Raw genomic sequence first — 23,603 nt, 5'->3', positions numbered from 1 at the left:
GAACCCACAGTGACCGATCCGAACACTCCCGAGCAGCCCGCCGTTCCGCCGGTTCCGCCGGCCGCGCCCGTGCCCCCGGCGGCCGCACCCGTTCCTCCGGCCGCGCCGCCGGCCGCGCCGCCGGCAGCGCCTGCAGCCCCGGCCTACGGTCAGGCTCCGGCCGCGCCTGCCGCGCCTGCCTACGGTCAGCCCCAGGCTGCCGCGCCCGCCTACGGCACCGCGCCCGCCAAGCCGTCGCAGCTGCTCAGCATCCTGTCGCTGGTCGGCGGCATCGTCGGCCTCCTCGGGTCCTTCATCTACTTCGGCCTGCTCTTCTCGATCGCGGCCGTCGTGCTCGGCTTCATCGCGAAGAAGAAGGAGCCGGCCGCCAAGGGCATGTGGCTGACCGGCATCATCCTCGGCTTCGTCGGAATCCTGGTCTCCCTGATCTTCATCATCTTCGCGATCATCGCGTTCGCCGTCCTCGCGAGCTACGGCAACACGTACGGAACCTACTGAGGTCGAAATGACTGATCCGAAGAACCCCGACCTCCCAGAGGTGCCCGACGAGCCCGAGGTGCCGAGCGTGCCCGAGCCCGAGGTGCCGAGCGCACCCGAGCCGGTCGCCCCGGTCGAGGCCGCCCCTGCGGCATCGACGCCCGAGGTGCCCAGCGCCCCCGAGCCGCCGGCCGTTCCCGAGCCGCCGGCGCCGCCGGCACCGCCGGCGCCGCCTGCGGCTCCGAGCTACGGCGCACCGACGCCCCCTCCGCCGCCCGCCTACGGCGCGCCGGCGCAGCCCCCGACCGGCGCACCGGTGCCGCCCGCGTACGGTGCACCCGTGCCGCCCGCATACGGTGCACCGGTGCCGCCCGCATACGGTGCACCGGCATATGGTGTCTCCGCTCCGACGAAGTCGACCCCCGTGCTCAGCCTGATCTCGCTCATCGCGGGCATCGTGGGTGTCATCGGCTTCTTCGTCGTGTTCATCCCGTTCGTCGGCGGCATCATGCAGCTCTTCATCCCGGGCGCCGCCGTCGTGCTCGGCTTCCTCGGCAAGTCGAAGGAGCCGGCCGCCAAGGGCATGTGGCTGACGGGCATCATTCTCGGGTTCGTCGGCATCGCGATCGCGCTGCTGTCGTTCGCTCTGTGGGGTGTCGTCTTCGCCGGGTACGACGACTACTACTACTGAGGAATAGCTGATGGACACGCGTGAGGGGGTTTCGCCCGACGGCGAGACCCCCGACCGCTCCCCGGGCGATCGCGAGATCGGGACGCCCGGTTCGGAGGAGCGGCGTCCGTCCGAGACTGCGCCGCTCGATCCGCTCGCTCCGTACCAGCCCGCCGAGCCGACGCTCCGTGCCGATCCCGCCGTGCGGGAGTTCGAGGTGCCGTTCGACACCGGGCAGCTCCAGTCGATCTCGACCGGCCAGCTCCTCATCGTGCATCGTCCCGGATTCGATCCGGTTGAAGAGGCGGAAGAGCAGACGCAGCGACGGGTGTACAGCTGGGTCTCCGCTGTGGTCGGCATCATCGGCGCTGCGGCATCCCTCTTCGTCGGCTGGATGCTGCCGCTCTCGATCGCTGCGATCGTCTTCGGCGTGCTCGGCCTCCGCCGCGAGGAGCACGGCCGCACGCTCGCCTTCGTCGGCATCGGTACCGGCCTCGCCGGGCTCGTGTTCTCGGCCGTCTGGATCGGGTACTACGCGATCGTCTTCGGCGCACTGCCGCATTGACGCCCGATGCGCTCGCGGTACCGCCGGTGCTGCTGACCGCCCGTTCGGCAGGGCTCAGATGCGCTCGACGAGCAGCGCCACGTGGCGCCCGGCCTCGCGGGTCAGCACGATGGTCGCGGATGCCGCGCCCTTCAGCTTCAGTCGAGTGCGCAGTTGCGCCGGGTCGACGTCGACGCCGCGCTTCTTGATCTCGAGCGTGCCGATGCCGCGGGCCGCGAGTGCCTGACGCAGCTGCCGTTCATCTGCGGGGAGGCGGTCGATCACACGGAAACCGCGCGCGAACGGCGAATCGAACGCCGTGTCGCTGGTCAGGTACGCGATGCCGGAGCTCAGCATCCACGCGCCGTTCGCTCGTGCGAGGTCGCCGATCAGGCGTGCGCGGATCACGGCGCCGTCGGGCTCGTAGACGTACTCGCCGAGCGGGCCGACCGGGGCATCCTCGCTGTCGGCATCGGCGGTGAGCTCCTGGGCGGCGTCGCCGCGGATCACGAGCGCTGCACGGCGGATGCCCGGGCGGGCGACCGCCCCGAACCAGACGCCCAGTTCGACGAGGTCGCCGTCGACCGAGACCCACTGCGCTTCGGCGCCGGCCGGGATCACGTCGCGGTCGGTGCCCGGTCCGAGCTTCACGCCGACGGGCATGCGATCGCCGAGCCCGAAGGCGAAGTCGAGCGAGGGGGAGTAGGCGGAGGCATCCGTGATGCGCGTCGTCGTGCCGCCGGCGGTGGTGCGGCGTGCCGGATCGAGCCAGGCGCCGTCGATGCCGCCGAGGGCGACCTCCTCGGCCTTCTCATGCAGCACGCGCACGCGGGGGAACGGCGTGAGGTTGTAGGCGGCGATGGCCGCGGTGACCTCGTCGGCGTCGGCGGCCGTGACCTCGAGGTCGATCGCCGCCATCGCGAGGGCGTCGCCGCCGATGCCGCAGCCGAGGTCGGCGACGTGGCGCACCCCGGCACGTGAGAAGCGCCCCGCATGGAGAGCAGCGACCTTCAGGCGCGTGGCCTGCTCGAGCCCCGCCTCGGTGAAGAGCATGCGCGAGGCGAACGGGCCGAACTTGGCTGTGGCCTTCGCGCGGAGCTTCGCCTGGCTGAGCACGGCCGCGACGAGGGTCGGCGGGTGCCCCTGCTTGCGCAGATCGGCGACGGTCTTGACGATGTCGGCCTTCGAGTCCCAATCGGGCAGCCCGTCGAGCAGCGTGAGGCCCTCTGGAGAGAGCAGTTCGACGAGTTCGGCGCGATCCACCCGGCAACGCTAGCATCGCGCGCCCGGTCGAGCGTCGCGATTCCGATCCCCACCCGGCGGCAACGCTAGCATCGCGCGCCCGGTCGAGCGTCGCGATTCCGATCCCCACCCGGCGGCAACGCTAGCATCACGCCGTCAACGCGAGCACCGCGTCGTCGCTGTTTCGCCAGCGGCTGAACGGGCTGGCACTCACGTTGCACGAGTGCCAAATCGCGCCTAGACTCGGCTTAGCACTCTCGCTCTGAGGCTGCTAACCAGTCTTCGTCAAGAAAGAGGTCAACCGTGTCGGTTTCCATCAAGCCGCTCGAGGATCGCATCGTCATCAAGCAGGTCGAGGCCGAGCAGACCACCGCATCGGGTCTGGTCATCCCCGACACTGCCAAGGAGAAGCCCCAGGAGGGCGAGGTCGTGGCAGTGGGCCCCGGCCGCATCGATGACAACGGCAACCGCGTCCCGCTCGACGTCGCAGTCGGCGACAAGGTGATCTACTCCAAGTACGGCGGCACCGAGGTCAAGTTCGGCGGCGAGGACTTCCTCGTCCTGTCGGCTCGCGACGTGCTCGCAGTCGTCGTCCGCTAGGCGCGACACGATTCATCCGAGGCCCGGATGCCCCATGGGGCATCCGGGCCTCGTCGCGTCCACGGGCTGCGGATGCCGCGGCATCCGCAGCATCGATGCGAACGCTCGGCCGGCGTGACCGGTTCTCGACATGGAACGACCGTCGACGCGGTGATCGGCGCCGGAGCGCGGGCGTAGTCTGTGCAGGTGTCATCCCGCTCCGAGACCCAGGTTTCCTCTCCGGCGAGTCCCACGGCGGGGGTGAGCCGCTCCGGCCTCCTCTACGCGATCGCGGCATACGGGCTCTGGGGCTTCCTTCCGATCTACTTCATCGCGCTTGCGCCGTCGGGTCCGGTCGAGATCGTCGCGTGGCGGGTCCTCTTCTCGCTCGTCTTCTGCGCCCTGCTCATCCTGGTCACCCGCGCCTGGCGGGCGCTGGCCCTGCTCTTCCGCGATCGGCGGATCGTGCTCACGATGGGCCTCGCCGGTGTGCTGATCTTCATCAACTGGCAGACCTACGTCTTCGCGGCGACGACGAACCAGGTCGTCGAAGCGGCACTCGGCTACTTCATCAACCCGATCGTCACGGTGTTCCTCGGCGTGTTCGTGCAGCGCGAGCGGTTGAACCCGACGCAGTGGACCGCGGTCGGCATCTCGATCATGGCGGTGATCGTGCTCGCGCTCGGCTACGGGCAGCTGCCCTGGATCGCCCTCGTGCTCGCCTTCTCGTTCGGGTTCTACGGGCTCATCAAGAAGCGGGTCGGACCCAAGGTCGACGCCGTCTCGGGCCTGACCCTCGAGACCGTCTGGCTCGCGCCGCTCGCGGTCGTGCAACTCGTGTTCGTCGCCATGACGACCGGGCTCACGATCGGCACCGTCAGCGTGTGGCACACGGTGCTGCTGATCGGCCTCGGCGCGGTCACCGCGGTGCCGCTGCTGCTCTTCGCGGCCGCGTCGCGACGGCTGCCCCTCATCTTCATGGGGTTCATCCAGTACTTCGCCCCGTTCATCCAGTTCCTCGTCGGCGTGTTCATCCTGCAGGAGCCGATGCCGCCCGAGCGCTGGGTCGGGTTCGGGCTCGTGTGGCTCGCCCTCATCGTGTTGACGGTCGACCTGATGCGGGGCGTCCGCGCCTCCCGCAGGGTGATCGCCGAACCCGCCTGAGCGAAGGCCGCGCCCGCGGACGCTCGGGTGGACGCTTCGGGCGAGCGGATGCCGCCGGCGCGCGATCCCTGCGCGGGAGCGCGTCTTTCCGCGGATTCCGTGCGTGGAACGGGGCCGAGGTGTCGGCGGGGTAACGATTGACGCGGTGTTACACGGTTGTGACCGCAGCGTCTTGTTTCCGCCATGGGCGCGGAATACTGTCAGACAACGGCGTCACCATGGCGCTGCATTGTGTACCAATTCCTTCAGTCCCAAGGAGCAACATGAGCGTATTCGCGAAGGCCACGGCCAAGCGTTCGGCTCGCGCAGCATGGACGGGTCTCGCCATTGCCGGCGTCAGCACCCTTCTCCTGTCTGCGTGCGCGTCGGGCGGCACGCCGTCGACCGAGACGGAAGAGCCGGCCGACACCGGCGACGCACTGCCCATCGAGGCCGGTGAACGTGACCTGGACCTCAAGCTCGGCACGATTCTTCCCCAGAGCGGCACGCTCGCGTTCCTCGGCCCGCCCGAGGAGGCCGGTGTCGCGCTCGGCGCGCAGGAGGTCAACGAGGCAGACGCCGGCATGAACATGGAGGTCGTCTTCCGTGACTCGGGCGACACCACGACCGACATCGCCACCGTCTCCGTGACTGACCTGCTCTCGCAGGACGTCTCGGCGATCGTCGGTGCGGCGTCCTCGGGCGTCTCCTTCACCGTCATCGACCAGATCGCATCGGCCGGAGTCGTGCAGTTCTCCCCGGCGAACACCTCGCCAGACTTCACCGAGTACGAGGACTCCGGTCTGTACTTCCGCACGGCACCCTCCGACCTGCTCCAGGGCGAGGTGCTCGGCACGCAGATCGCCGACGACGGCCACTCGACGCTCGGGCTGCTCGTGCTGAACGACCCCTACGGCACCGGCCTCGCGGCCGCGACCAAGGAGGCGTTCGAAGCTGCCGGCGGCGAAGTCGTCGCAGAAGAGCTCTTCAACACGGGTGACTCGAACTTCGACGCGCAGCTCTCGGCCATCTCGGCCTCGAACCCCGACGCCGTCGCAGTCATCACGTTCGACGAGGCGAAGGTCGTGGTTCCGGCCCTCGTCGGCTCGGGCTACCCCGGCGACCAGCTCTACTTCGTCGACGGCAACCTGTCCGACTACAGCGCGGACTTCGCGCCCGGCCTGATCGCCGGCTCGAAGGGCACGCTGCCCGGCCCGAAGCTGGAAGACGACTTCCGGGATCGACTCCTCGCGATCGACCCCGACCTCGCCGACTACAGCTACGGTCCCGAGTCGTACGACGCGACGATCCTGATCGCCCTCGCGTCCTACGCGGCGAACAGCACCGAAGGTGAAGACATCGCCAAGTACCTGCGTCAGGTCTCGGGCGGCTCCGGCGACGGCGAGAAGGTCACCACCTTCGCCGACGGCGCCAAGCTCCTCGCCGAGGGCAAGCAGATCGACTTCGACGGCGCTTCCGGTCCCATCACGCTCGACGAGCACGGTGACCCGACCGAGGCGACCATCGGCGTCTACGAGTACGGCGACGACAACAAGTACACCCGCATCAACTAGTACGGGTCGTCAGTGAGAGGGTCCCGGCTTCGGCCGGGGCCCTCTTTCGTGCGCCGCGGAGACGTGCGGCCGCCGAGCAGTCCCGGATGGGCACTGATAGCGTCATGGCCCATGACTGACGGCTGCGTGTTCTGCGCGATCCTCGCGGGTGAGGCACCCGCGCATCGCGTGTACGAGGATGAGCTCACCATCGCGTTCCTGAGCATCCATCCGGCAGCGCCCGGCCACACCCTGCTCATCCCACGAGAGCATGCACCGCAGCTGTGGGACCTGTCCGAAGCCGCGGCTGCCGGACTCGGCCGTTCGCTTCGACACGTCGCAAGCGTCGTCACGACCGAACTGGAACTCGACGGAATGACGGTGTTCCAGGCGAACGGGAGCGCTGGGTGGCAGTCGGTGTTCCACGTCCACTTCCACCTGGTTCCGAGGATGCACGACGACCTGCTGGTTCCACCGTGGACCGAGACGCTCGCCGATCCGCTCGGGCTCGACCCGATGGCGGAACGGCTCCGAGCGGCGTTCGCACACGAGCGGGGACCACTCGTGGAATGACAGAGGGGCGGATGCCGCAGCATCCGCCCCTCTGTCGTGTGCGCCGGTGCGCGCCGGTCAGTCCTGCCCGAGCGTGCCCAGGTAGAGGCCGATGACCTTCGGGTCGTTCAGCAGGTCGCGACCGGTGCCCGTGTACGCGTCGCGGCCCTGGTCGAGCACGTAGCCGCGGTCGCAGATCTGCAGGCAGCGGCGAGCGTTCTGCTCGACCATGATCGTCGTGACCCCGGCGCGGTTGATCTCCTTGACCCGCAGGAACGCCTCGTCCTGACGCACGGGCGAGAGACCGGCGCTCGGCTCGTCGAGGAGCAGCACATGCGGCCCCATCATGAGTGCCCGGGACATGGCCACCATCTGGCGCTCGCCGCCCGACAGCGAGCCGGCGCGCTGGCCGAGTCGCTTGCCGAGCTCGGGGAAGATCTCGGTGACGAACTCGAGGCGTTCCTTCAGCCCCTTGGGCTTCTGGAAGAGCCCCATCTCGAGGTTCTCCTGGATGGTGAGCGACGGGAACACGTTGTTCGTCTGCGGCACGAATCCGACACCCTTGGCGACGAGCTTGTTCGCCTTGAGGTTCGTGATCTCCTCGCCGTTCAGCCGGATCGAGCCCTCGCGCACCTTCACGAGTCCGAAGATGGACTTGAGCAGCGTCGACTTGCCGGCGCCGTTCGGGCCGATGATGCCGATGAGCTCGCCCTGGCGCGCCACCAGCGAGCACGCGTTCAGGATGTTCACGCCGGGCAGGTAGCCCGCCGTGACGCTGTCGACTGCGACGACTTCGGCGCCGACGGGCTCGATCACCGCGCTCGCGGTGGATTCACTGTTCGTCATCGATGAGCTCCTTGATGGCCTCGACGTGTTCGGTGTCGGTGACACCCAGGTCGGCGTCGTGGTGCGCGCCGAGGTAGGCGTCGATCACGGCGGGATCCTCCATGACGGTGTGCGGGTCGCCTTCGGCGACGATGCGACCCTCTGCCATCACGACGACCCAGTCGGCGATGTGGCGGACCATGTGCATGTCGTGCTCGACGAACAGCACGGTCATGCCCTGCCCCTTCAGGTCGAGGATGTGGTCGAGCAGCGACTGCGTCAGTGCCGGGTTGACCCCCGCCATCGGCTCGTCGAGCATCACGAGCGTAGGATCGCTCATGAGGGCTCGCGCCATCTCGAGCAGCTTGCGCTGCCCGCCCGACAGGCTCGCCGCGTAGTCGGTCTGCTTGGCATCGAGCTTGAAGCGGGTGAGCAGTTCGACCGCCTTCGCCTCGATCTCCTCCTCCTGCTTGCGCCAGAGGAAGGGGAACACCGCGCGGAAGAGGTTCTCACCGCTCTGGCCCTTCGCGCCGAGCTTCATGTTGTCGAGCACGCTGAGCAGGCCCAGCGCCTTCGTCAACTGGAAGGTGCGGATGAGGCCCATGCGCGCGACCCGGTAGGCCGGGACGTGCGCAAGCGAACGCCCCTCGAACTCCCACTTGCCGGTGTCGGGCTTGTCGAAGCCCGTCAGCAGGTTGAAGAAGGTGGTCTTGCCGGCGCCGTTCGGGCCGATGAGCGCCGTGATGGCGCCGCGGGGGATCTCGACGTGGTCGACGTCGACGGCCTTCAGGCCGCCGAACGTGCGGGTGACCGCGTCGGCGATGAGGATCGGGTCGACCTTGCGGCATCCCGGTTCTGCTGCGCCGATGTGGAGGCCGGTGGTCTTCACCGGCTTGGACGTGGGAGTGACTTCACTTGACAAAGGCCAGCTCCTTCTTGTTTCCGAAGATGCCCTGGGGCCTGAAGATCACGATCAGCATGATCGCGATGCCGACGAGGATGAACCGGAGCTGTCCGGCCTGCACCTGCGTCATGAACGGGAGCCAGCCCGCCTCGACCGCTCGGGAGATGAAGCCCGAGAAGAAGGAGAGCAGCACCCAGAAGATCATCGAACCGATGATGGGTCCGAGGATCGTGGCGGCCCCGCCGAGGAGCAGGATCGCGTAGACGAAGAAGGTGAGCGAGGTCTGGTAGTTCGCCGGAACCACCGCGCGGGGCAGGACGAAGATCATGCCGGCGAGGGTGCCGTAGACGCCACCGAGGATGAGGCTCTGCATCTTGTACGAGTAGACGTTCTTGCCGAGCGCGCGAACCGCGTCCTCGTCTTCACGGATGCCCTTGATGACGCGGCCCCAGGGGCTGCGCATGATGAGCCAGGTGAGCAGGGCCAGGAGCACCACGATGATCCAGCCGACGATCCGCAGCCACCAGTCGTACTCGTTGTACTGGAACGGGCCGAAGCCGTAGGTGCCCTCGGGGATGGGGTTCAGAGCGGCGAAGCTGCCCTTGTAGCCGTTCAGGCCCTGTGCGGAGCCGGTGACGGCCTCGAACGTGTTCGTCGTGAAGATGAGCCGCAGGATCTCCGCCGCCGCGATCGTGACGATCGCGAGGTAGTCGGCTCGGAGCCGAAGGGTGGGGATACCGAGGATCAGGGCGAACACGACGGACGCGCCGATGCCGACGAGCACCGCCGCCCACACGGGAAGCCCGAACGAGAGCACCGAGATGGCGTAGCCGTAGGCGCCGAGGGCCATGAAGCCCGCCTGGCCGAAGTTCAGCAGGCCCGTGTAGCCGAAGTGGATCGCGAGGCCGAGGGCGGCCAGCGCGTACGCCGCGGTCGTGGGGCTGATGAGCTCCTGCGCCGCGTTGGAGAAGATCTGAATCCAGTCGATCATGGTCGGTCCTCCTTAGCCGATTCTCTCGCGGCGACCGAGGATGCCCTGCGGTCGGAACAACAGCACGAGGATCAGCACGACGAGCGCGCCCACGTACTTCAGGTCGCTCGGCAGCCACAGCGTCGAGATCTCGATGAAGAGACCGACGATGAGGGAGCCGACCAGGGCGCCGAAGGCGGTGCCGAGACCGCCGAGGGTGACCGCGGCGAAGATCAGCAGCAGGATCTGGAAGCCCATGTCCCAGCTGACGCCGGGGCGGAAGTAGGCCCAGAGGATGCCGCTGAGTCCGGCGAGGGCGGCACCCAGCACCCAGACGATGCGGATGACGCGGTCGACGTCGATGCCGCTCGCCGAGGCGAGGCTCGCGTTGTCGGACACGGCGCGGGTGGCCTTGCCGATGCGGGTCCGCAGCAGGAAGAACGCCACGGCGAGGAGCACCACGACCGAAACGATCATGCTGCCGACGTCGATCCAGGAGAGCTGGACGCCGCCGAACGACAGTTCCTTCGGAGCAGTGGCTCCCGGCAGTTGCCGGGTCGCTCCGCCGTAGAAGAACTGGTACGTGTAGCGGATCGCGAGCGAGAGGCCGATGCTCACGATCATGAGCGGGATGAGCGCGACGCCGCGTTTGCGGAGGGGTTTCCAGATCACCGCATCAAGGGTCCAGCCGAGCGCCGCGCTGAGCACGATGGCGACCGCGATGGCCAGCCAGATCGGCCAGGCCAGGTCGACGCCGAGGCTCAACACCATGAGGGCGCCGAAGGTCACCATCTCGGCGTGGGCGAAGTTCGAGAGCCCCGTCGTGCCGAAGATGAGTGAGAGGCCGATGGCCGCAAGCGCGAGCAGCAGCCCGAAGTTCAGGCCGTTGATCACTCGCTCGAGCAACTGCGCGCCGAAGTTCGTGGTCGTGCGTTCGCCCTCGCCGAGGAAGAAGTTGACGGCCTTCAGCTTCGTGAGGCCGAACTCCGCGGTGACGGTGGCCTCGCCCTTCGCGACGACGACGCCCTTGGGGAGGGTGTCTTCATCGAGGGTGACCTCGTATTCGCCCTTCTCGGGCACGCCGATGCGCCATTTGCCCTCGGCGTCGGTCTCGGCGTCGGCTTCGAAGCCGCCGCCTTCGACCGTGATCTTGACGCCTTCGAGCGGCTCGCGATCGAATTGCACGTTCCCCGTGAAGAAGTACTCGAATTCTTCGGAAGCCTGGGCCGTACTCCCATCCTCCGCCATCGCAGGGGACGCTGCGATGCCGGACAGAGTGAGTGCGGACGCGAGGATTCCGAGGAGAACGAGCCACCTCCCTGGAGACCGATGGGCGAGCGTTCGTGTGGGTTTCACTGCACCTCCAAGGGCGCCCCTCAGGCTGGTGGCCGTCGGGGTTCGGTCCTTACCTGTCGACAACGTCGTCGACAGTACGTGCCGATTATGTCTCATGTGTTTCGCACATGAGGCAAACGGCGTTCGATTGTTATCCGGGAATGCCCCGGATGCAAACTCGATTAACATTGTTATTGCGGGCCCGACCACCGGCGCGCGGTATTCGGGCAGAACTCGACACAAGGAGCGACATGGACCAGGCCGACCCGTTCGGACTCACAGGACTCACCTACGATGACGTCCTCCTGCTGCCTGGCCATACCGATGTGATCCCGAGCGAGGCGGACACGACCTCACGTCTGACCCGCCGCATCAACGTCGCCACCCCGCTGCTCTCTGCGGCGATGGACACCGTGACCGAGGCCCGCATGGCGGTCGCCATGGCCCGCCAGGGCGGCATCGGCATCCTGCACCGCAACCTCTCCATCGCCGACCAGGCCGACATGGTCGACCGCGTCAAGCGCAGCGAGTCGGGCATGGTCTCGAACCCGGTGACCACGACGCCCGAGGCATCCGTCGCCGATGTCGACGCCCTCTGCGCGATGTACCGCGTCAGCGGCCTGCCGGTCGTCGATGCAGACGGCAAGCTCGTCGGCATCATCTCGAACCGCGACATGCGCTTCGTCTCCGACTTCGAGAAGCCCACCACGACGGTGAGCGAGGTCATGACGAAGATGCCGCTCATCACCGGCCGCGTCGGCATGAACCCCGACGAGGCGCTCGCGATCTTCGCCAAGCACAAGATCGAGAAGCTGCCGCTCATCGACGAGGACGGTCGCCTCACGGGCCTCATCACCGTCAAGGACTTCGACAAGTCGGAGCAGTACCCGAACGCTACGAAGGACGGCGAGGGCCGCCTCCGCGTCGGTGCGGCGATGGGCTTCTTCGGCGATGCATGGGAGCGCGCGGAAGCGCTCCGCGACGCCGGGGTCGACGTGCTCGTCGTCGACACCGCGAACGGCGAGTCCGCCGGAGTGCTCGACATCATCCGCCGGCTGAAGGCCGACCCCACGTTCGCCCACATCGACGTCATCGGCGGCAACGTCGCGACCCGCGAGGGCGCCCAGGCGCTCGTCGACGCGGGTGCCGACGCCGTCAAGGTCGGCGTGGGCCCCGGCTCGATCTGCACCACGCGCGTCGTCGCGGGTGTCGGCGTGCCTCAGATCACGGCCGTCTACGAGGCGTCCAAGGCCACGAAGCCCGCTGGAGTGCCGCTCATCGCCGACGGCGGCCTGCAGTACTCGGGCGACATCGCGAAGGCGCTCGTCGCCGGCGCGGACACCGTCATGCTCGGCTCCCTGCTCGCCGGCACGGCCGAGAGCCCGGGGGAGCTCGTCTTCCAGAACGGCAAGCAGTTCAAGGCCTACCGCGGCATGGGCTCGCTCGGCGCGCTGCAGACCCGCGGCCAGAAGACCTCGTACTCGAAGGACCGCTACTTCCAGGCGGATGTCCCGTCGGACGACAAGCTGATCCCCGAGGGCATCGAAGGACAGGTGCCCTACCGCGGCCCGCTGTCGGCCGTGGCCTACCAGCTCATCGGCGGCCTGCGTCAGTCGATGTTCTACGTCGGAGCGCGCACCATCGCCGAGCTGAAGTCCAAGGGCAAGTTCGTGCGCATCACGCCGGCGGGGCTCAAGGAGTCCCACCCGCACGACGTGCAGATCGTGGTCGAGGCTCCGAACTACACGCGCTAAGCCCCGCTCGGGGACTGGCGTCCGGCTCTGCGCACGGCCAGGTGGCGTTTGCCGTGCGTCACAGCGGATATACGATCCGGCGCGCCGTCGGCGCCCCTGGATGAACGGCGCGGCGGATCGTATATCCGCAGGAACGCTGCGGGGACGGTGGACGGTGGCCACGGGGAGGTCTGAGTCGCGGCCGAGCGGGATTCAGCTGCGGGCGTCGGCGAGGCGCGTGATCGCCTCGGCGAGCACCTCGGGCGTGCAGGCGAAGTTCAGTCGCGCGTGCCCGCGGCCGACGCTCGAGCCGAACATGGGCCCGATGCCGAGAGCGACCTTGGCGTGCTCGAGCGCGTACGCGGCGGGGTCGTCGCCCCAGCCGAGCGCCGAGAGGTCGAGCCACGCGAGGTAGGTCGCATCGGGCATGCGGTAGCGCACGCCAGGCAGTTCGTCGGCGAGGAGCTCCGCGAGCAGGCGCCGGTTGTCGTCGAGGCTCGCGAGCACGCCGTCGAGCCACTGGCCGCCGTGCCGGAAGGCCGCGACCGAGGCGATCGACCCGAACTGGCTCATGCGCCACTCGACCTCGTAGGGGAGGGCGGTGCGGGCGTGGTCGCCGCGTTCGCTCGCGGTCACGATGAGGGCCGCCTTCAGCCCCGCGATGTTGAACGCCTTCGTCGCCGCGGTCACGGTGACCCCGTGCTCGCGCGCCGCGTCGGAGACCGTGAGGAACGGCGTGTAGTCGACGCCGGGCTGCACGAGCGGGCCGTGCACCTCGTCGGAGACGATCGTCACGCCGTGACGGGCGGCGATCTCGGCGAGGGCGGCCAGCTGCGAGGCATCCGGAACCAGGCCGATCGGGTTGTGCGGGTTGCAGAGCACCATCGCCCGGGCGCCGGCCGCGAACGCCGCGTCGATGCCGTCGAGGTCGAGCGCCCAGCCCTCGTCGATGCCGCCGATCATCGGCACCTCGACGACGCGGCCCGACGCCTCGGTCACGAGGTCGAAGAAGGGCGGGTAGATCGGCGGGGTGATGACGACGCCGTCGCCGGGTTCGGTGACCTGGCGGAGCATCTCGACGATGCCCATGCTGACGTCGGCCGTGCAGGTCACGCGTGCCGGGTCGACGTCCCAGCCGAGGCGGGTGGCGGCGAAGCCCTGGAACGCCTCGGCGACGGGGAGGCTCCCGGCCGAGTAGCCCGTGTCGGAGCGGTCGACGGCCGCGTGCAACGCCGCCTTGATCGGCTCGGCGAGCGGGTAGTCCATCTCGGCGACGGGCAGCGGCAGCACGTCGGCGGGGTAATGGCGCCATTTCTCGCTGGTTCGCGTGCGGAGGACGTCGAGGGGCTCGGCTGCGGTGCGTTGCATGGCTCCAGCTTGCCGCAGAACACGCGCGGGTGGCAGAGGCAATCGCAGCGCGCTAGTCTGGTCGGCTGCCCATCGGGCGGTGCGGAACCGGGCGAAGTGGCCCGGCCGCGGACCGAACGGATCTCCCATGGGTTTCATCGACGTCAACGGCGTCTCCTTCTCGCTCGCCGACGGCAGGCCGCTCCTCGCCGACCTCGCCTTCCGGGTGACGGACGGCGCGACCACCGCCCTCATCGGCGCGAACGGCGCGGGCAAGTCGACACTGCTGCGCATCGTCCGCGGCGAGCTGCGCCCCGACGAGGGCAGCGTGCAGGTCGACGGCGGGCTCGGCGTCATGGACCAGTTCGTCGGCACCGGGGCGACGGTCGAGGGCACGGATGCCACGGTGCAGGGCCTGCTCGTCTCGGTCGCGCCGACCCGCATCCGTGCCGCGGCGATCGAGCTCGAGGCATCCGAGAGCGCCCTCATCGAACGCGACGACACCGCAGCGCAGATGCGGTACGCCACCGCGCTCGCCGAGTACGCCGAGGCGGGCGGCTACGACCAGGAAGTGGTCTGGGACCACTGCACGATCGCGGCGCTCGGCATCCCGTTCGAGCGCGCGAAGTGGCGCGAGCTCTCCACGCTCTCGGGCGGCGAGCAGAAGCGGCTCGCGCTCGAGGCGCTCTTCCGCGGCCCCGAGCAGGTGCTGCTGCTCGACGAGCCCGACAACTCGCTCGACGTGCCGGGCAAGCGCTGGCTCGAGTCGCAGCTGCGGGCCACGCCGAAGACGGTGCTGCTCGTCTCGCACGATCGCGAGCTGCTCGCGCGCGCCGCCGACCGCATCGTCACGCTCGAGGTCGGCGCGGCCGGCAACACGGCCTGGGTGCACGGCGGCAGCTTCGAGGGGTACCACCGGGCGCGCGAGGAGCGCTTCGAGCGCCTCGACGAGCTGCGCCGCCGCTGGGACGAGCAGCATGCCGCGCTGAAGATCCTCGTCGCCACCCTCAAGGTCAAGGCGACCTACAACGACGGCATGGCCTCGCGCTACCAGGCGGCCATGACGCGCCTGCGCAAGTTCGAGGAGGCGGGGCCGCCCGAGGAGCGCCCGCCCGCGCAGGCGGTGTCGATGCGGCTGCGCGGATCACGCACGGGCAAGCGCGCCGTCGTCGGCGAACGGCTCGAGCTCACCGGCCTCATGAAGCCCTTCGACCTCGAGGTCTGGTACGGCGACCGGGTCGCCGTGCTCGGCTCGAACGGCTCGGGCAAGTCGCACTTCCTGCGGCTGCTCGCGGGAGGGGGCACCGAGCCCGACCGCATGCTCGGTCACGTCACGACCGTGGGGGAGTCGCTCGCCGAGGTGCCCCACACCGGCCGCGCCGTGCTCGGCGCACGGGTCGTGCCCGGATGGTTCGCGCAGAACCATGAGCACCCCGAGTACCGCGGGCGCACCCTGCTCGACATCCTGCACCGGGGCGACGCGAATCGCGACGGCATGGCGCGCGAGGCGGCGAGTTCCGCGCTCGACCGGTACGGGCTCGCAGCTGCGGCGCAGCAGACGTTCGACTCGCTCTCGGGCGGCCAGCAGGCGCGCCTGCAGATCCTGCTGCTCGAGCTCTCAGGCGCCACCCTGCTGCTGCTCGACGAGCCGACCGACAACCTCGACCTCGTCTCGGCCGAGGCGCTCGAGGAGGGGCTGTCGCGCTTCGACGGCACGGTGCTCGCGGTCACCCACGACCGCTGGTTCACGCGCGGCTTCGACCGGTTCCTCGTCTTCGGCAGCGACGGCGAGGTCTACGAATCGGATGCCCCGGTCTGGGACGAGTCCCGGGTGGTGCGGGCCCGCTAGCTTCGCGCCTGGAGTCGTGGAGCGAGTCGTGGACGCGCGGAGTCGGGTCACCCGATGGGGTGAGGCGCGGAGGGGGTGCCGACACCCAGACTGATCGGCATGACGAGACAGAGAAGCAACAGACGAACGGCGATTGCCGGACCGGTGCTCATCATCGTGTGGGTGCTGCACACTGCAGTCGGAGTGCTTGCATCTGCTCCAGCGCTGGGCGAGGCATTGGCCGGCGGCTGGTACGGAGCGATGACGAGCGAGCTCGAGGTGGCGCTCTGGTTCTTGATGACCGGATTCTTCGGATTGGTCGCCGGCCTGGCGATGACCGCCCTCGAGCACGCCGGGCGGCTGCCGTGGTCGGTCAGCATCGCGCTGCTGATGATCGCGCTGATCGGGGTGAGCGCGGCGCCGGTGTCCGGCTTCCTGCTCGTGCTCGTGGCTGCGGTCATCGCTGTCGTGCAGTCGGCACGCCAGAGCCGTCGGCGTGCATCGGCTGACCTGGGCAGGGGCGAACGTCCGTTCGAAGCAGTGGACCTGTCGGCGTCGGAGGGCGCCGGGCTCGAGCACTCATCACGATCGGGACAGGGCAGGGCATGAGTTCGGTCCAGTCCGTCGTCGGCTCCGAGGGCGTCGGCTCGACCACCGCGTCGACGATCGCAACGGTCATGGCAGTGAGTGCGAGTTCCGGTGGACGCCCTGCTCCTCTCAACCGGCGCGGTATCGGCCGGGTAGGGTTGAGTGGTGACCCAGGAGATCGAGATCGGCCGCTCCAAGCGGGGCCAGCGCGTCTATGCATTCGATGACATCGCGATCGTGCCGAGCCGGCGCACCCGCGACCCCGAAGACGTCTCGGTCGGCTGGTCGATCGACGCGTACCAGTTCGACATCCCGTTCCTCGCCGCACCCATGGACTCCGTGGTCTCGCCGCAGACCGCGATCATGATGGGCCAGCTCGGCGGCCTCGGCGTGCTCGACCTCGAGGGCCTCTGGACCCGCTACGACGACCCCGAGCCCGTGCTCGCCGAGATCCGGGGCCTCGCGCCCGAGCACGCCACGGCCCGCATGCAGCAGCTCTACTCCGAGCCCATCAAGCCCGAGCTCGTCGAGGCCCGCCTCGCCGAGATCCGCGCGGCGGGCGTCACCGTCGCCGGCGCGCTCTCGCCGCAGCGCACCCAGGAGCTCTACGAGACCGTCGTCGCTGCGGGCGTCGACCTGTTCGTGATCCGCGGCACCACCGTGTCGGCCGAGCACGTCTCGAAGAACCAGGAGCCGCTGAACCTCAAGAAGTTCATCTACGAGCTCGACGTGCCCGTGATCGTCGGCGGCGCCGCGACCTACACCGCGGCACTGCACCTCATGCGCACCGGCGCGGCGGGTGTGCTCGTCGGCTTCGGCGGGGGCGCGGCGTCGACGACGCGCGCGACCCTCGGCATCCACGCCCCGATGGCCACAGCGGTCGCCGACGTCGCCGGTGCGCGGCGCGACTACCTCGACGAGTCCGGCGGCCGTTACGTGCACGTCATCGCCGACGGCGGCGTCGGGAAGTCGGGCGACATCGTGAAGGCGATCGCCTGCGGTGCCGACGCGGTCATGCTCGGTGCGGCACTCGCACGGGCGACGGATGCCCCGGGCGGCGGCTACCACTGGGGCGCCGAGGCGCACCACCCGAAGCTGCCGCGCGGCCAGCGCGTGCACGTCGGCCAGGTCGCCCCGCTCGAAGAGGTGCTCTACGGGCCGGCTCCGTCGGCCGATGGCGTGACGAACCTCATCGGCGCGCTCAAGCGCTCGATGGCGACCACCGGCTACTCCGACCTCAAGGAGTTCCAGCGCGTGGACGTCGTCGTCGCGCCGTACCAGTCGTCCTGACGGCCGCGGGTCGAGGAGCGAGCGCAGCGAGCGTCTCGAAACCCACCCGATCGAACCTTCGTGTGTCGAGGCGGCGCTGGCGCGCCTCCTCAACCCACCGTGTCATCCAGCGCAGCTTCGGGTAGCGTGGAAGCGGATCGCGCGGCCCTGCCGTGAGGCCGCGGGGATGGAGTGGCACGATGGCGACTCAGAAGTCGGCGAGGCTCAAGTCGGTGACGCGTTCGACCAAGCTCGGACCCGAGGAACGGCGGGCCGCCATCGCGCGGCTGAAAGAGAAAGAGCTCGACATCCTCGTGGTGGGCGGCGGCATCGTCGGCACCGGATCCGCGCTCGACGCGGTGACGCGAGGCCTCTCGACCGGGCTCCTCGAAGCTCGCGACTGGGCATCGGGCACCTCGAGTCGTTCGTCGAAACTCGTGCACGGCGGCATCCGCTATCTCGAGCAGCTCGACTTCCGTCTCGTGCGCGAGGCGCTCATCGAGCGCGGCCTGCTGCTGCAGCGCATCGCACCGCACCTCGTGAAGCCCGTGCGGTTCCTCTACCCATTGAAGACCCGCATCATCGAGCGGCTCTACGTCGGTGCCGGCATGATGCTCTACGACGTCTTCAGCTACACCGGCGGGCGGCCGCCCGGTGTGCCCCACCACCGCCACCTCTCGAAGCGGCAGGTGATGCGCGCCATCCCATCGCTCTCGAAGGATGCGCTCGTCGGCGGGCTCACCTACTACGACGCGCAGGTCGACGACGCCCGGTACGTGGCCTCCCTCGCCCGCACGGCGTCGTTCTACGGCGCCCACGTCGCGAGCCGGGTCAAGGTCGAGGGGTTCATCAAGGTCGGCGAACGCGTCGTCGGCGTGAAGGCGCACGACCTCGAGACCGATGAGCACTTCGAGGTCCGTGCGAAGCAGGTCGTGAACGCCACGGGCGTGTGGACGGACGACACCCAGCGCATGGTCGGCGAGCGCGGCACGTTCAAGGTGCGCGCCTCGAAGGGCGTGCACCTCGTCGTGCCGAGGGATCGCATCCAGTCGGCGATGGGCATGATCTTCCGCACCGAGAAGAGCGTGCTGTTCGTGATCCCGTGGGGCCGGCACTGGCTGATCGGCACGACCGACACGGACTGGAACCTCGACAAGGCGCATCCCGCCGCGACGGCGGCCGACATCGACTACCTGCTCGAGCACGTCAACGCCGTGCTCGGCATCCCGCTCACCCGGGAGGACGTCGAGGGCGTCTACGCCGGCCTGCGGCCGTTGCTCGCCGGGGAGAGCGACCAGACGTCGAAGCTCTCACGCGAACACCTCGTCGCGCACACCGTGCCCGGACTCGTCGTCATCGCCGGCGGCAAGTGGACGACGTACCGGGTGATGGCCAAGGACGCGATCGACGCCGCGGCCGACGCGCTCGACGGCAAGGTGCCGAGGTCGACGACGCAGGACATCCCACTGCTGGGTGCGGAGGGCTACCAGGCCGCGTGGAACAAGCGCGGCAAGATCGCCCGGGCGTTCGGCGTGCACGAGGTGCGCATCGAGCACCTGCTGAACCGGTACGGCACGATGACCGACGAACTGCTCGACCTCATCCGCGAGGACCCCTCGCTCGGCGAACCGTTGCCGGGTGCCGACGACTACCTGGGCGCAGAGGTCGTCTACGCGGCATCGCACGAGGGCGCGCTGCACCTCGACGACGTGCTCGCCCGTCGCACCCGCATCTCCATCGAGGCGTGGGACCGCGGAGTCTCCGCGGCGCCGGTCGCCGCGAAGCTCATGGGCAAGGTGCTCGGCTGGAACGCGGCGCGCCAGGCGCTCGAGGTCGAGCGCTACCTCGAACGGGTCGCCGCAGAACGGGCCTCGCAGGAGCAGCCCGACGACGAGTCGGCCGATCGCGTGCGCCTGGAGGCTCCCGACATCGTGAAGGTCGACTGAGCGCCGTCGAGGTGGACTGAGCACCGGGAGCGCGCGCCTAAACTGGAGGGCATGCTCGTCTCCCGCGGAACCACGCCCAGCGCGGGAGCCGACGACTGATGCTGCAGATGATGCTGCGCCCCCGCTGGGTGGCCGCACTGCTCCTCGCGCTCGGCATCGCCGCGGCGTTCGCACTGCTCGGCCAGTGGCAGCTCCAGCGCGCCGTCGAATCCTCCGTGGTCGTCGAGCGCCCGACCGAGGAGGTACGGCCCTTCGCCGGCCTCGCCGAGCCCGACCAGCCGACGAAGCAGGCGTCGACCGCCCAGCTCGTCGAGGTCACCGGCACCCTCGTGCCCGGCGACACGGTCATCGTCGAGGGCCGGTTGAACGACGGCGTCGCGGGATTCTGGCCGGTCGTGCACCTCGAGGTGACCGATGGCACCCCCGGCGGGCTGCCCGTCGCACTCGGCTGGGCCGCCGACGAGCAGACGGCTCGCGAGGCCGCCGACGTGTTCGAGGCCGCCGTCGACCCGGCCGAGCCGATCACGATCGGCGGCCGATTCCTGCCGAGCGAGGCGCCGATCGCACCCGATCACGAGGCCGACCCCTTCTCGATGCAGACGGTCGCCGTGGCGCAGCTCATCAACGTGTGGGCCGACTACGACGACCGGCCGGTGTACTTCGGATACGTCACCGCCGCCGAGGCGCCCGCCGGGCTCGACACGATCGCCTCGCCGCCGCCCGAGCAGGAGACCCAGCTCGACTGGCTGAACGTCTTCTACGCGGTCGAGTGGGCGGTCTTCGCCGGGTTCGCGATCTACCTCTGGTACCGACTCGTGCGCGACGCCGTCGAGCGCGAGCGCGAGGAGCAGGAGGAGGCCGAGGCATCCGCTGCCCCGACCGCCGCAGCCGAGCCGCTGGGCGACGACTGAACGTCGTCCGTCCGACGCCGCGTAGACTGGTGCCATGCCCCTCGAGCCGAAATCCGCCGATCTGCCGCGCATTCGCGGGGCGCTGAAGTTCTACCAGGTCGCTTCGGTGATCACCGGTGTCATGCTGCTCCTGCTGTGCGCCGAGATGATCATGAAGTACGCGTTCCACCTCGAGCTCTACGCCTTCGGCGACCAGGGCGTGCTCGCCTTCACCCCGGTGCTCGAGACGGCGGCCGGCCTCGAATCGACCGGCACGGGAGTGAACCTCTCGACCGGCATCCTCATCGCCCACGGCTGGTTCTACGTCGTCTACCTCTTCAGCGACTTCCGGCTCTGGAGCCTCATGCGCTGGCCGTTCAGCCGCTTCATCGTCATCGCACTCGGCGGCATCGTGCCCTTCCTCTCGTTCTTCCTCGAGGCCCGCATCGGCCGTGAGGTGCGCCAGTACCTCGACCGCCGCGAGGCCGCAGAGGCCGTGACTTCCGACACCACCGACACTTCCGACACCGTGGAGGCCCAGCAGTGACCGATCAGCCCACCGAGCAGCGGCCGGTACTCGTCGTCGACTTCGGCGCCCAGTACGCCCAGCTCATCGCCCGGCGCGTGCGCGAGGCATCCGTCTACTCCGAGATCGTGCCGCACACGATCACCGCGGCCGAGGTCGCGGCGAAGAACCCGATCGGCATCGTGCTGTCGGGCGGGCCGTCGTCGGTGTACGAAGAGGGCGCCCCTGCACTCGACGAGGGCATCCTGCAGCTCGGCGTGCCGACGCTCGGCATCTGCTACGGGTTCCAGGTGATGGCCACCCAGCTCGGCGGTGAGGTCTCGCAGACCGGCCTCCGCGAGTACGGCGCGACCGCCGCAACGGTCACAGATGACTCGGGCAACGCGCTGCTCGAGGGCCAGCCCGCCGACCAGACCGTGTGGATGAGCCACGGCGACTCCGTCTCGCGTGCCCCCGAGGGCTTCGAGGTGCTCGCCTCGACGGCGTCGACGCCCGTCGCCGCGTTCGCCAACGACGAGAAGAAGTTCTACGGCGTGCAGTGGCACCCCGAGGTCAAGCACTCGGAGTTCGGCCAGCGCATCATCGAGAACTTCCTGCACCGCGCCGCCGGCATCCCCGCCGACTGGAACTCGGGCAACGTCATCGCCGAGCAGGTCGCCCGCATCCGCGAGCAGGTCGGCACCGCGCGCGTGATCTCCGCCCTGTCGGGCGGCGTCGACTCGGCCGTCTCCACCGCACTCGTGCAGGAGGCCGTCGGCGACCAGCTCACCGCGGTGTTCGTCGACCACGGGCTGCTCCGCAAGGGCGAGCGCGAGCAGGTGCAGCAGGACTACGTCGCCGCCACGGGCGTGCGGCTCATCACCATCGACGCCGAGGACACCTTCCTCGCAGCGCTCGAGGGCGTCAGCGACCCCGAGGAGAAGCGCAAGATCATCGGGCGCGAGTTCATCCGCGCGTTCGAGCAGGCCGAGCGCGACCTCATCGCCGAGGCCGCGGCTGCGGGCGAGCCGATCAAGTTCCTCGTGCAGGGCACGCTCTACCCCGACGTCGTCGAGTCGGGCGGCGGCACTGGCACGGCGAACATCAAGAGCCACCACAATGTGGGCGGCCTTCCCGAAGACCTGCAGTTCGAGCTCGTCGAGCCGCTGCGCACCCTCTTCAAGGACGAGGTGCGCGCGATCGGCCGCGACCTCGGGCTGCCCGAGGCGATCGTCGGCCGCCAGCCGTTCCCCGGCCCGGGGCTCGGCATCCGCATCGTCGGCGAGGTCACCCGCGAGCGGCTCGACCTGCTGCGCGAGGCCGACGCGATCGCCCGCGAGGAGCTCAGCGCCGCCGGCCTCGACCAGGAGATCTGGCAGTGCCCGGTCGTGCTGCTCGCCGACGTGCGCTCGGTGGGCGTGCAGGGCGACGGCCGCACCTACGGCCACCCCATCGTGCTGCGCCCCGTCTCGTCGGAGGACGCGATGACCGCCGACTGGACGCGCCTGCCGTACGACGTCCTCGCGAAGATCTCGAACCGCATCACGAACGAGGTCCCCGAGGTGAACCGGGTCGTGCTCGACGTCACGTCGAAGCCGCCGGGCACCATCGAATGGGAGTGAGGCCGGGCGGGGAACCGGCACTCCGGCTCCCGCGCGACCGCTGACGAAGGCCGGCACCCATGGGGTGCCGGCCTTCTCGCATCCCCGCGGGTGCTGACAGACTGGGTGCATGGGCGTCGTCGAGAACTCGAAATTGACCGTCGTCGGCGCCGGGAGCGTGGGCACGAGCCTCGCGTACTCGGCGCTGATCCGCGGGAGTGCGAGCGAGGTCGCGCTGTACGACATCGCGCGCGAGAAGGTCGAGGCCGAGGTGCTCGACCTCGCCCACGGCACGCAGTTCACCGGATCTTCGGTGAGCGGCGGCGCCGATCTCGCGGTCGTCGAGGGCTCGCACGTCATCGTCGTGACCGCCGGCGCGAAGCAGCAGCCGGGTCAGTCGAGGCTCGAGCTCGCCGGCACCAATGTGCGCATCCTCGAGACCCTGCTGCCCGCCCTGCTCGAGCGCGCTCCCGATGCGGTCATCGTGCTCGTCACGAACCCCGTCGACGTGGTGACGGTCGCCGCGCAGCGCATCACCGGCCTGCCGCCGCACCGCGTCTTCGGCTCGGGCACCGTGCTCGACACCTCGAGGCTCCGATGGCTGCTCGCCCGGCGCGCCGGGGTCACCACGTCGAGCGTGCACGCCGACATCGTGGGCGAGCACGGCGACACCGAGTTCCCGCTCTGGTCGAACGCTCGCATCGGGCCGGTGCCGATCCTCGAGTGGCGGGGCGCCGAGCCGTTCTCCGCCCCCGAGCTCGACGAGATCGCCCGAGAGGTGCGCGACTCGGCGTACACGGTCATCCGCGGCAAGGGCGCCACGAACTACGCCATCGGCCTCGCGGGGGCGCGCATCGTCGAGGCCGTGCTGCGCGACGAACGGGCGGTGCTGCCCGTCTCGACGATGCTCGGGGGCATCCGGGGCCTCGACGGGGTCGCCCTGTCGCTGCCGAGCGTCGTCGGGGGAGACGGTGCCGTGCCGGTCGCCGAGACGCCGTTCTCGGCCGAGGAGGAGCTGTTGCTCCGGGCGTCGGCGGACACGATCCGCGCCTCGGTCGCGACGCTCGGCATCTGAGCCGCGCCGGAAACACGAACGGCCGCC

Annotated in this window: 22 protein-coding genes; 16 read left to right on the top strand and 6 right to left on the bottom strand. The window is 69.5% G+C overall.

From position 1 onward, the window contains the following. Nucleotides 1–9: 9 nt before the first annotated feature. Genes ASE14_RS07235 through ASE14_RS07225 form a run of 3 tightly spaced genes read left to right on the top strand, consistent with a single transcriptional unit; the run spans nt 10 to nt 1,712 of the window. The gene (locus tag ASE14_RS07235; protein ID WP_056652888.1) at nt 10–498 is read left to right on the top strand and encodes a DUF4190 domain-containing protein; all 489 of its coding nucleotides are present in this window, start codon (nt 10–12) and stop codon (nt 496–498) included. A gap of 7 nt (nt 499–505) precedes the next feature. Then, a complete protein-coding gene (locus ASE14_RS07230) occupies nt 506–1,168 on the top strand; it encodes a DUF4190 domain-containing protein (protein ID WP_056652885.1) in 663 nt (220 codons plus the stop codon). 10 nt (nt 1,169–1,178) lie between these two features. After that, entirely contained in the window at nt 1,179–1,712 is a 534-nt protein-coding gene (locus ASE14_RS07225; protein WP_056652882.1) for a DUF4190 domain-containing protein, read from the top strand. Nucleotides 1,713–1,766: 54 nt separating this feature from the next. Here ASE14_RS07225 and ASE14_RS07220 read toward each other — a convergent pair whose 3' ends face one another. Next, nucleotides 1,767–2,954, bottom strand: a complete 1,188-nt coding sequence (locus tag ASE14_RS07220; protein WP_056652879.1) for a hypothetical protein — start codon at nt 2,952–2,954, stop codon at nt 1,767–1,769. A gap of 282 nt (nt 2,955–3,236) precedes the next feature. Between ASE14_RS07220 and groES the strand changes: the two genes are divergently transcribed. The 4 genes from groES to ASE14_RS07200 all read left to right on the top strand — a co-directional run bounded on the left by groES (nt 3,237) and on the right by ASE14_RS07200 (nt 6,781). Next, entirely contained in the window at nt 3,237–3,533 is a 297-nt protein-coding gene (gene groES, locus ASE14_RS07215) for a co-chaperone GroES (protein WP_022889766.1), read from the top strand. A 186-nt stretch (nt 3,534–3,719) separates the two neighbouring features. Then, nucleotides 3,720–4,676: an EamA family transporter RarD gene (gene rarD / locus ASE14_RS07210; protein ID WP_056655965.1), complete on the top strand. Its 957-nt coding sequence runs from the start codon at nt 3,720–3,722 to the stop codon at nt 4,674–4,676. Between the two features lie 263 nt (nt 4,677–4,939). Then, nucleotides 4,940–6,229: an ABC transporter substrate-binding protein gene (locus tag ASE14_RS07205; RefSeq protein ID WP_056652876.1), complete on the top strand. Its 1,290-nt coding sequence runs from the start codon at nt 4,940–4,942 to the stop codon at nt 6,227–6,229. A 111-nt stretch (nt 6,230–6,340) separates the two neighbouring features. Further along, on the top strand, nt 6,341–6,781 hold the full coding sequence (locus ASE14_RS07200) for an HIT family protein (RefSeq protein WP_082600296.1): 441 nt from the start codon (nt 6,341–6,343) through the stop codon (nt 6,779–6,781). A gap of 57 nt (nt 6,782–6,838) precedes the next feature. Here the strand turns inward: ASE14_RS07200 and ASE14_RS07195 are convergent, their stop codons facing one another. The 4 genes from ASE14_RS07195 to ASE14_RS07180 are packed head-to-tail and all read right to left on the bottom strand — an operon-like array spanning nt 6,839 to nt 10,707. Then, on the bottom strand, nt 6,839–7,606 hold the full coding sequence (locus ASE14_RS07195) for an ABC transporter ATP-binding protein (RefSeq protein WP_056652873.1): 768 nt from the start codon (nt 7,604–7,606) through the stop codon (nt 6,839–6,841). Then, entirely contained in the window at nt 7,593–8,507 is a 915-nt protein-coding gene (locus ASE14_RS07190) for an ABC transporter ATP-binding protein (protein ID WP_056652870.1), read from the bottom strand. Before ASE14_RS07190 ends, ASE14_RS07195 begins: the two co-directional genes overlap by 14 nt. After that, the gene (locus ASE14_RS07185) at nt 8,497–9,477 is read right to left on the bottom strand and encodes a branched-chain amino acid ABC transporter permease (protein WP_056655962.1); all 981 of its coding nucleotides are present in this window, start codon (nt 9,475–9,477) and stop codon (nt 8,497–8,499) included. The genes ASE14_RS07190 and ASE14_RS07185 overlap by 11 nt, the downstream gene beginning before the upstream one ends. A gap of 15 nt (nt 9,478–9,492) precedes the next feature. After that, nucleotides 9,493–10,707, bottom strand: coding sequence for a branched-chain amino acid ABC transporter permease (locus tag ASE14_RS07180; RefSeq protein ID WP_056652868.1), 1,215 nt, complete (start codon nt 10,705–10,707; stop codon nt 9,493–9,495). Between the two features lie 338 nt (nt 10,708–11,045). On the opposite strand from ASE14_RS07180, the gene guaB reads away from it, so the two are divergent. Continuing rightward, nucleotides 11,046–12,548: an IMP dehydrogenase gene (gene guaB, locus ASE14_RS07175; protein ID WP_056652864.1), complete on the top strand. Its 1,503-nt coding sequence runs from the start codon at nt 11,046–11,048 to the stop codon at nt 12,546–12,548. A gap of 192 nt (nt 12,549–12,740) precedes the next feature. On the opposite strand, the gene ASE14_RS07170 is transcribed toward guaB, so the two are convergent. After that, nucleotides 12,741–13,895 carry a MalY/PatB family protein gene (locus tag ASE14_RS07170; RefSeq protein ID WP_056652861.1) on the bottom strand — a complete coding sequence of 385 codons (1,155 nt, stop codon included), beginning with the start codon at nt 13,893–13,895 and terminating at the stop codon, nt 12,741–12,743. A gap of 127 nt (nt 13,896–14,022) precedes the next feature. Between ASE14_RS07170 and ASE14_RS07165 the strand changes: the two genes are divergently transcribed. The 8 genes from ASE14_RS07165 to ASE14_RS07130 all read left to right on the top strand — a co-directional run bounded on the left by ASE14_RS07165 (nt 14,023) and on the right by ASE14_RS07130 (nt 23,576). Next, nucleotides 14,023–15,723: an ABC-F family ATP-binding cassette domain-containing protein gene (locus tag ASE14_RS07165; protein WP_056652858.1), complete on the top strand. Its 1,701-nt coding sequence runs from the start codon at nt 14,023–14,025 to the stop codon at nt 15,721–15,723. Between the two features lie 99 nt (nt 15,724–15,822). Further along, nucleotides 15,823–16,311, top strand: a complete 489-nt coding sequence (locus tag ASE14_RS07160) for a DUF6463 family protein (protein ID WP_157372858.1) — start codon at nt 15,823–15,825, stop codon at nt 16,309–16,311. Between the two features lie 144 nt (nt 16,312–16,455). Then, nucleotides 16,456–17,580, top strand: coding sequence for a GuaB3 family IMP dehydrogenase-related protein (locus ASE14_RS07155; protein WP_056652852.1), 1,125 nt, complete (start codon nt 16,456–16,458; stop codon nt 17,578–17,580). A 179-nt stretch (nt 17,581–17,759) separates the two neighbouring features. Further along, entirely contained in the window at nt 17,760–19,505 is a 1,746-nt protein-coding gene (locus tag ASE14_RS07150) for a glycerol-3-phosphate dehydrogenase/oxidase (protein ID WP_056652849.1), read from the top strand. A gap of 107 nt (nt 19,506–19,612) precedes the next feature. Then, entirely contained in the window at nt 19,613–20,416 is an 804-nt protein-coding gene (locus ASE14_RS07145) for an SURF1 family protein (protein WP_082600784.1), read from the top strand. 34 nt (nt 20,417–20,450) lie between these two features. Further along, nucleotides 20,451–20,942 carry a DUF3817 domain-containing protein gene (locus ASE14_RS07140; RefSeq protein WP_056652841.1) on the top strand — a complete coding sequence of 164 codons (492 nt, stop codon included), beginning with the start codon at nt 20,451–20,453 and terminating at the stop codon, nt 20,940–20,942. Then, nucleotides 20,939–22,522: a glutamine-hydrolyzing GMP synthase gene (guaA, locus tag ASE14_RS07135; protein ID WP_056652838.1), complete on the top strand. Its 1,584-nt coding sequence runs from the start codon at nt 20,939–20,941 to the stop codon at nt 22,520–22,522. The genes ASE14_RS07140 and guaA overlap by 4 nt, the downstream gene beginning before the upstream one ends. Nucleotides 22,523–22,631: 109 nt before the next feature. Next, nucleotides 22,632–23,576 carry an L-lactate dehydrogenase gene (locus ASE14_RS07130; RefSeq protein ID WP_056652835.1) on the top strand — a complete coding sequence of 315 codons (945 nt, stop codon included), beginning with the start codon at nt 22,632–22,634 and terminating at the stop codon, nt 23,574–23,576. The last annotated feature ends 27 nt before the right edge of the window (nt 23,577–23,603 follow it).

The organism is Agromyces sp. Root81, assembly GCF_001429165.1.
Taxonomy (GTDB): domain Bacteria; phylum Actinomycetota; class Actinomycetes; order Actinomycetales; family Microbacteriaceae; genus Agromyces.
Note: the sequence above shows the minus strand (reverse complement) of the source record. Positions and strands in the feature narration are given on the sequence as shown.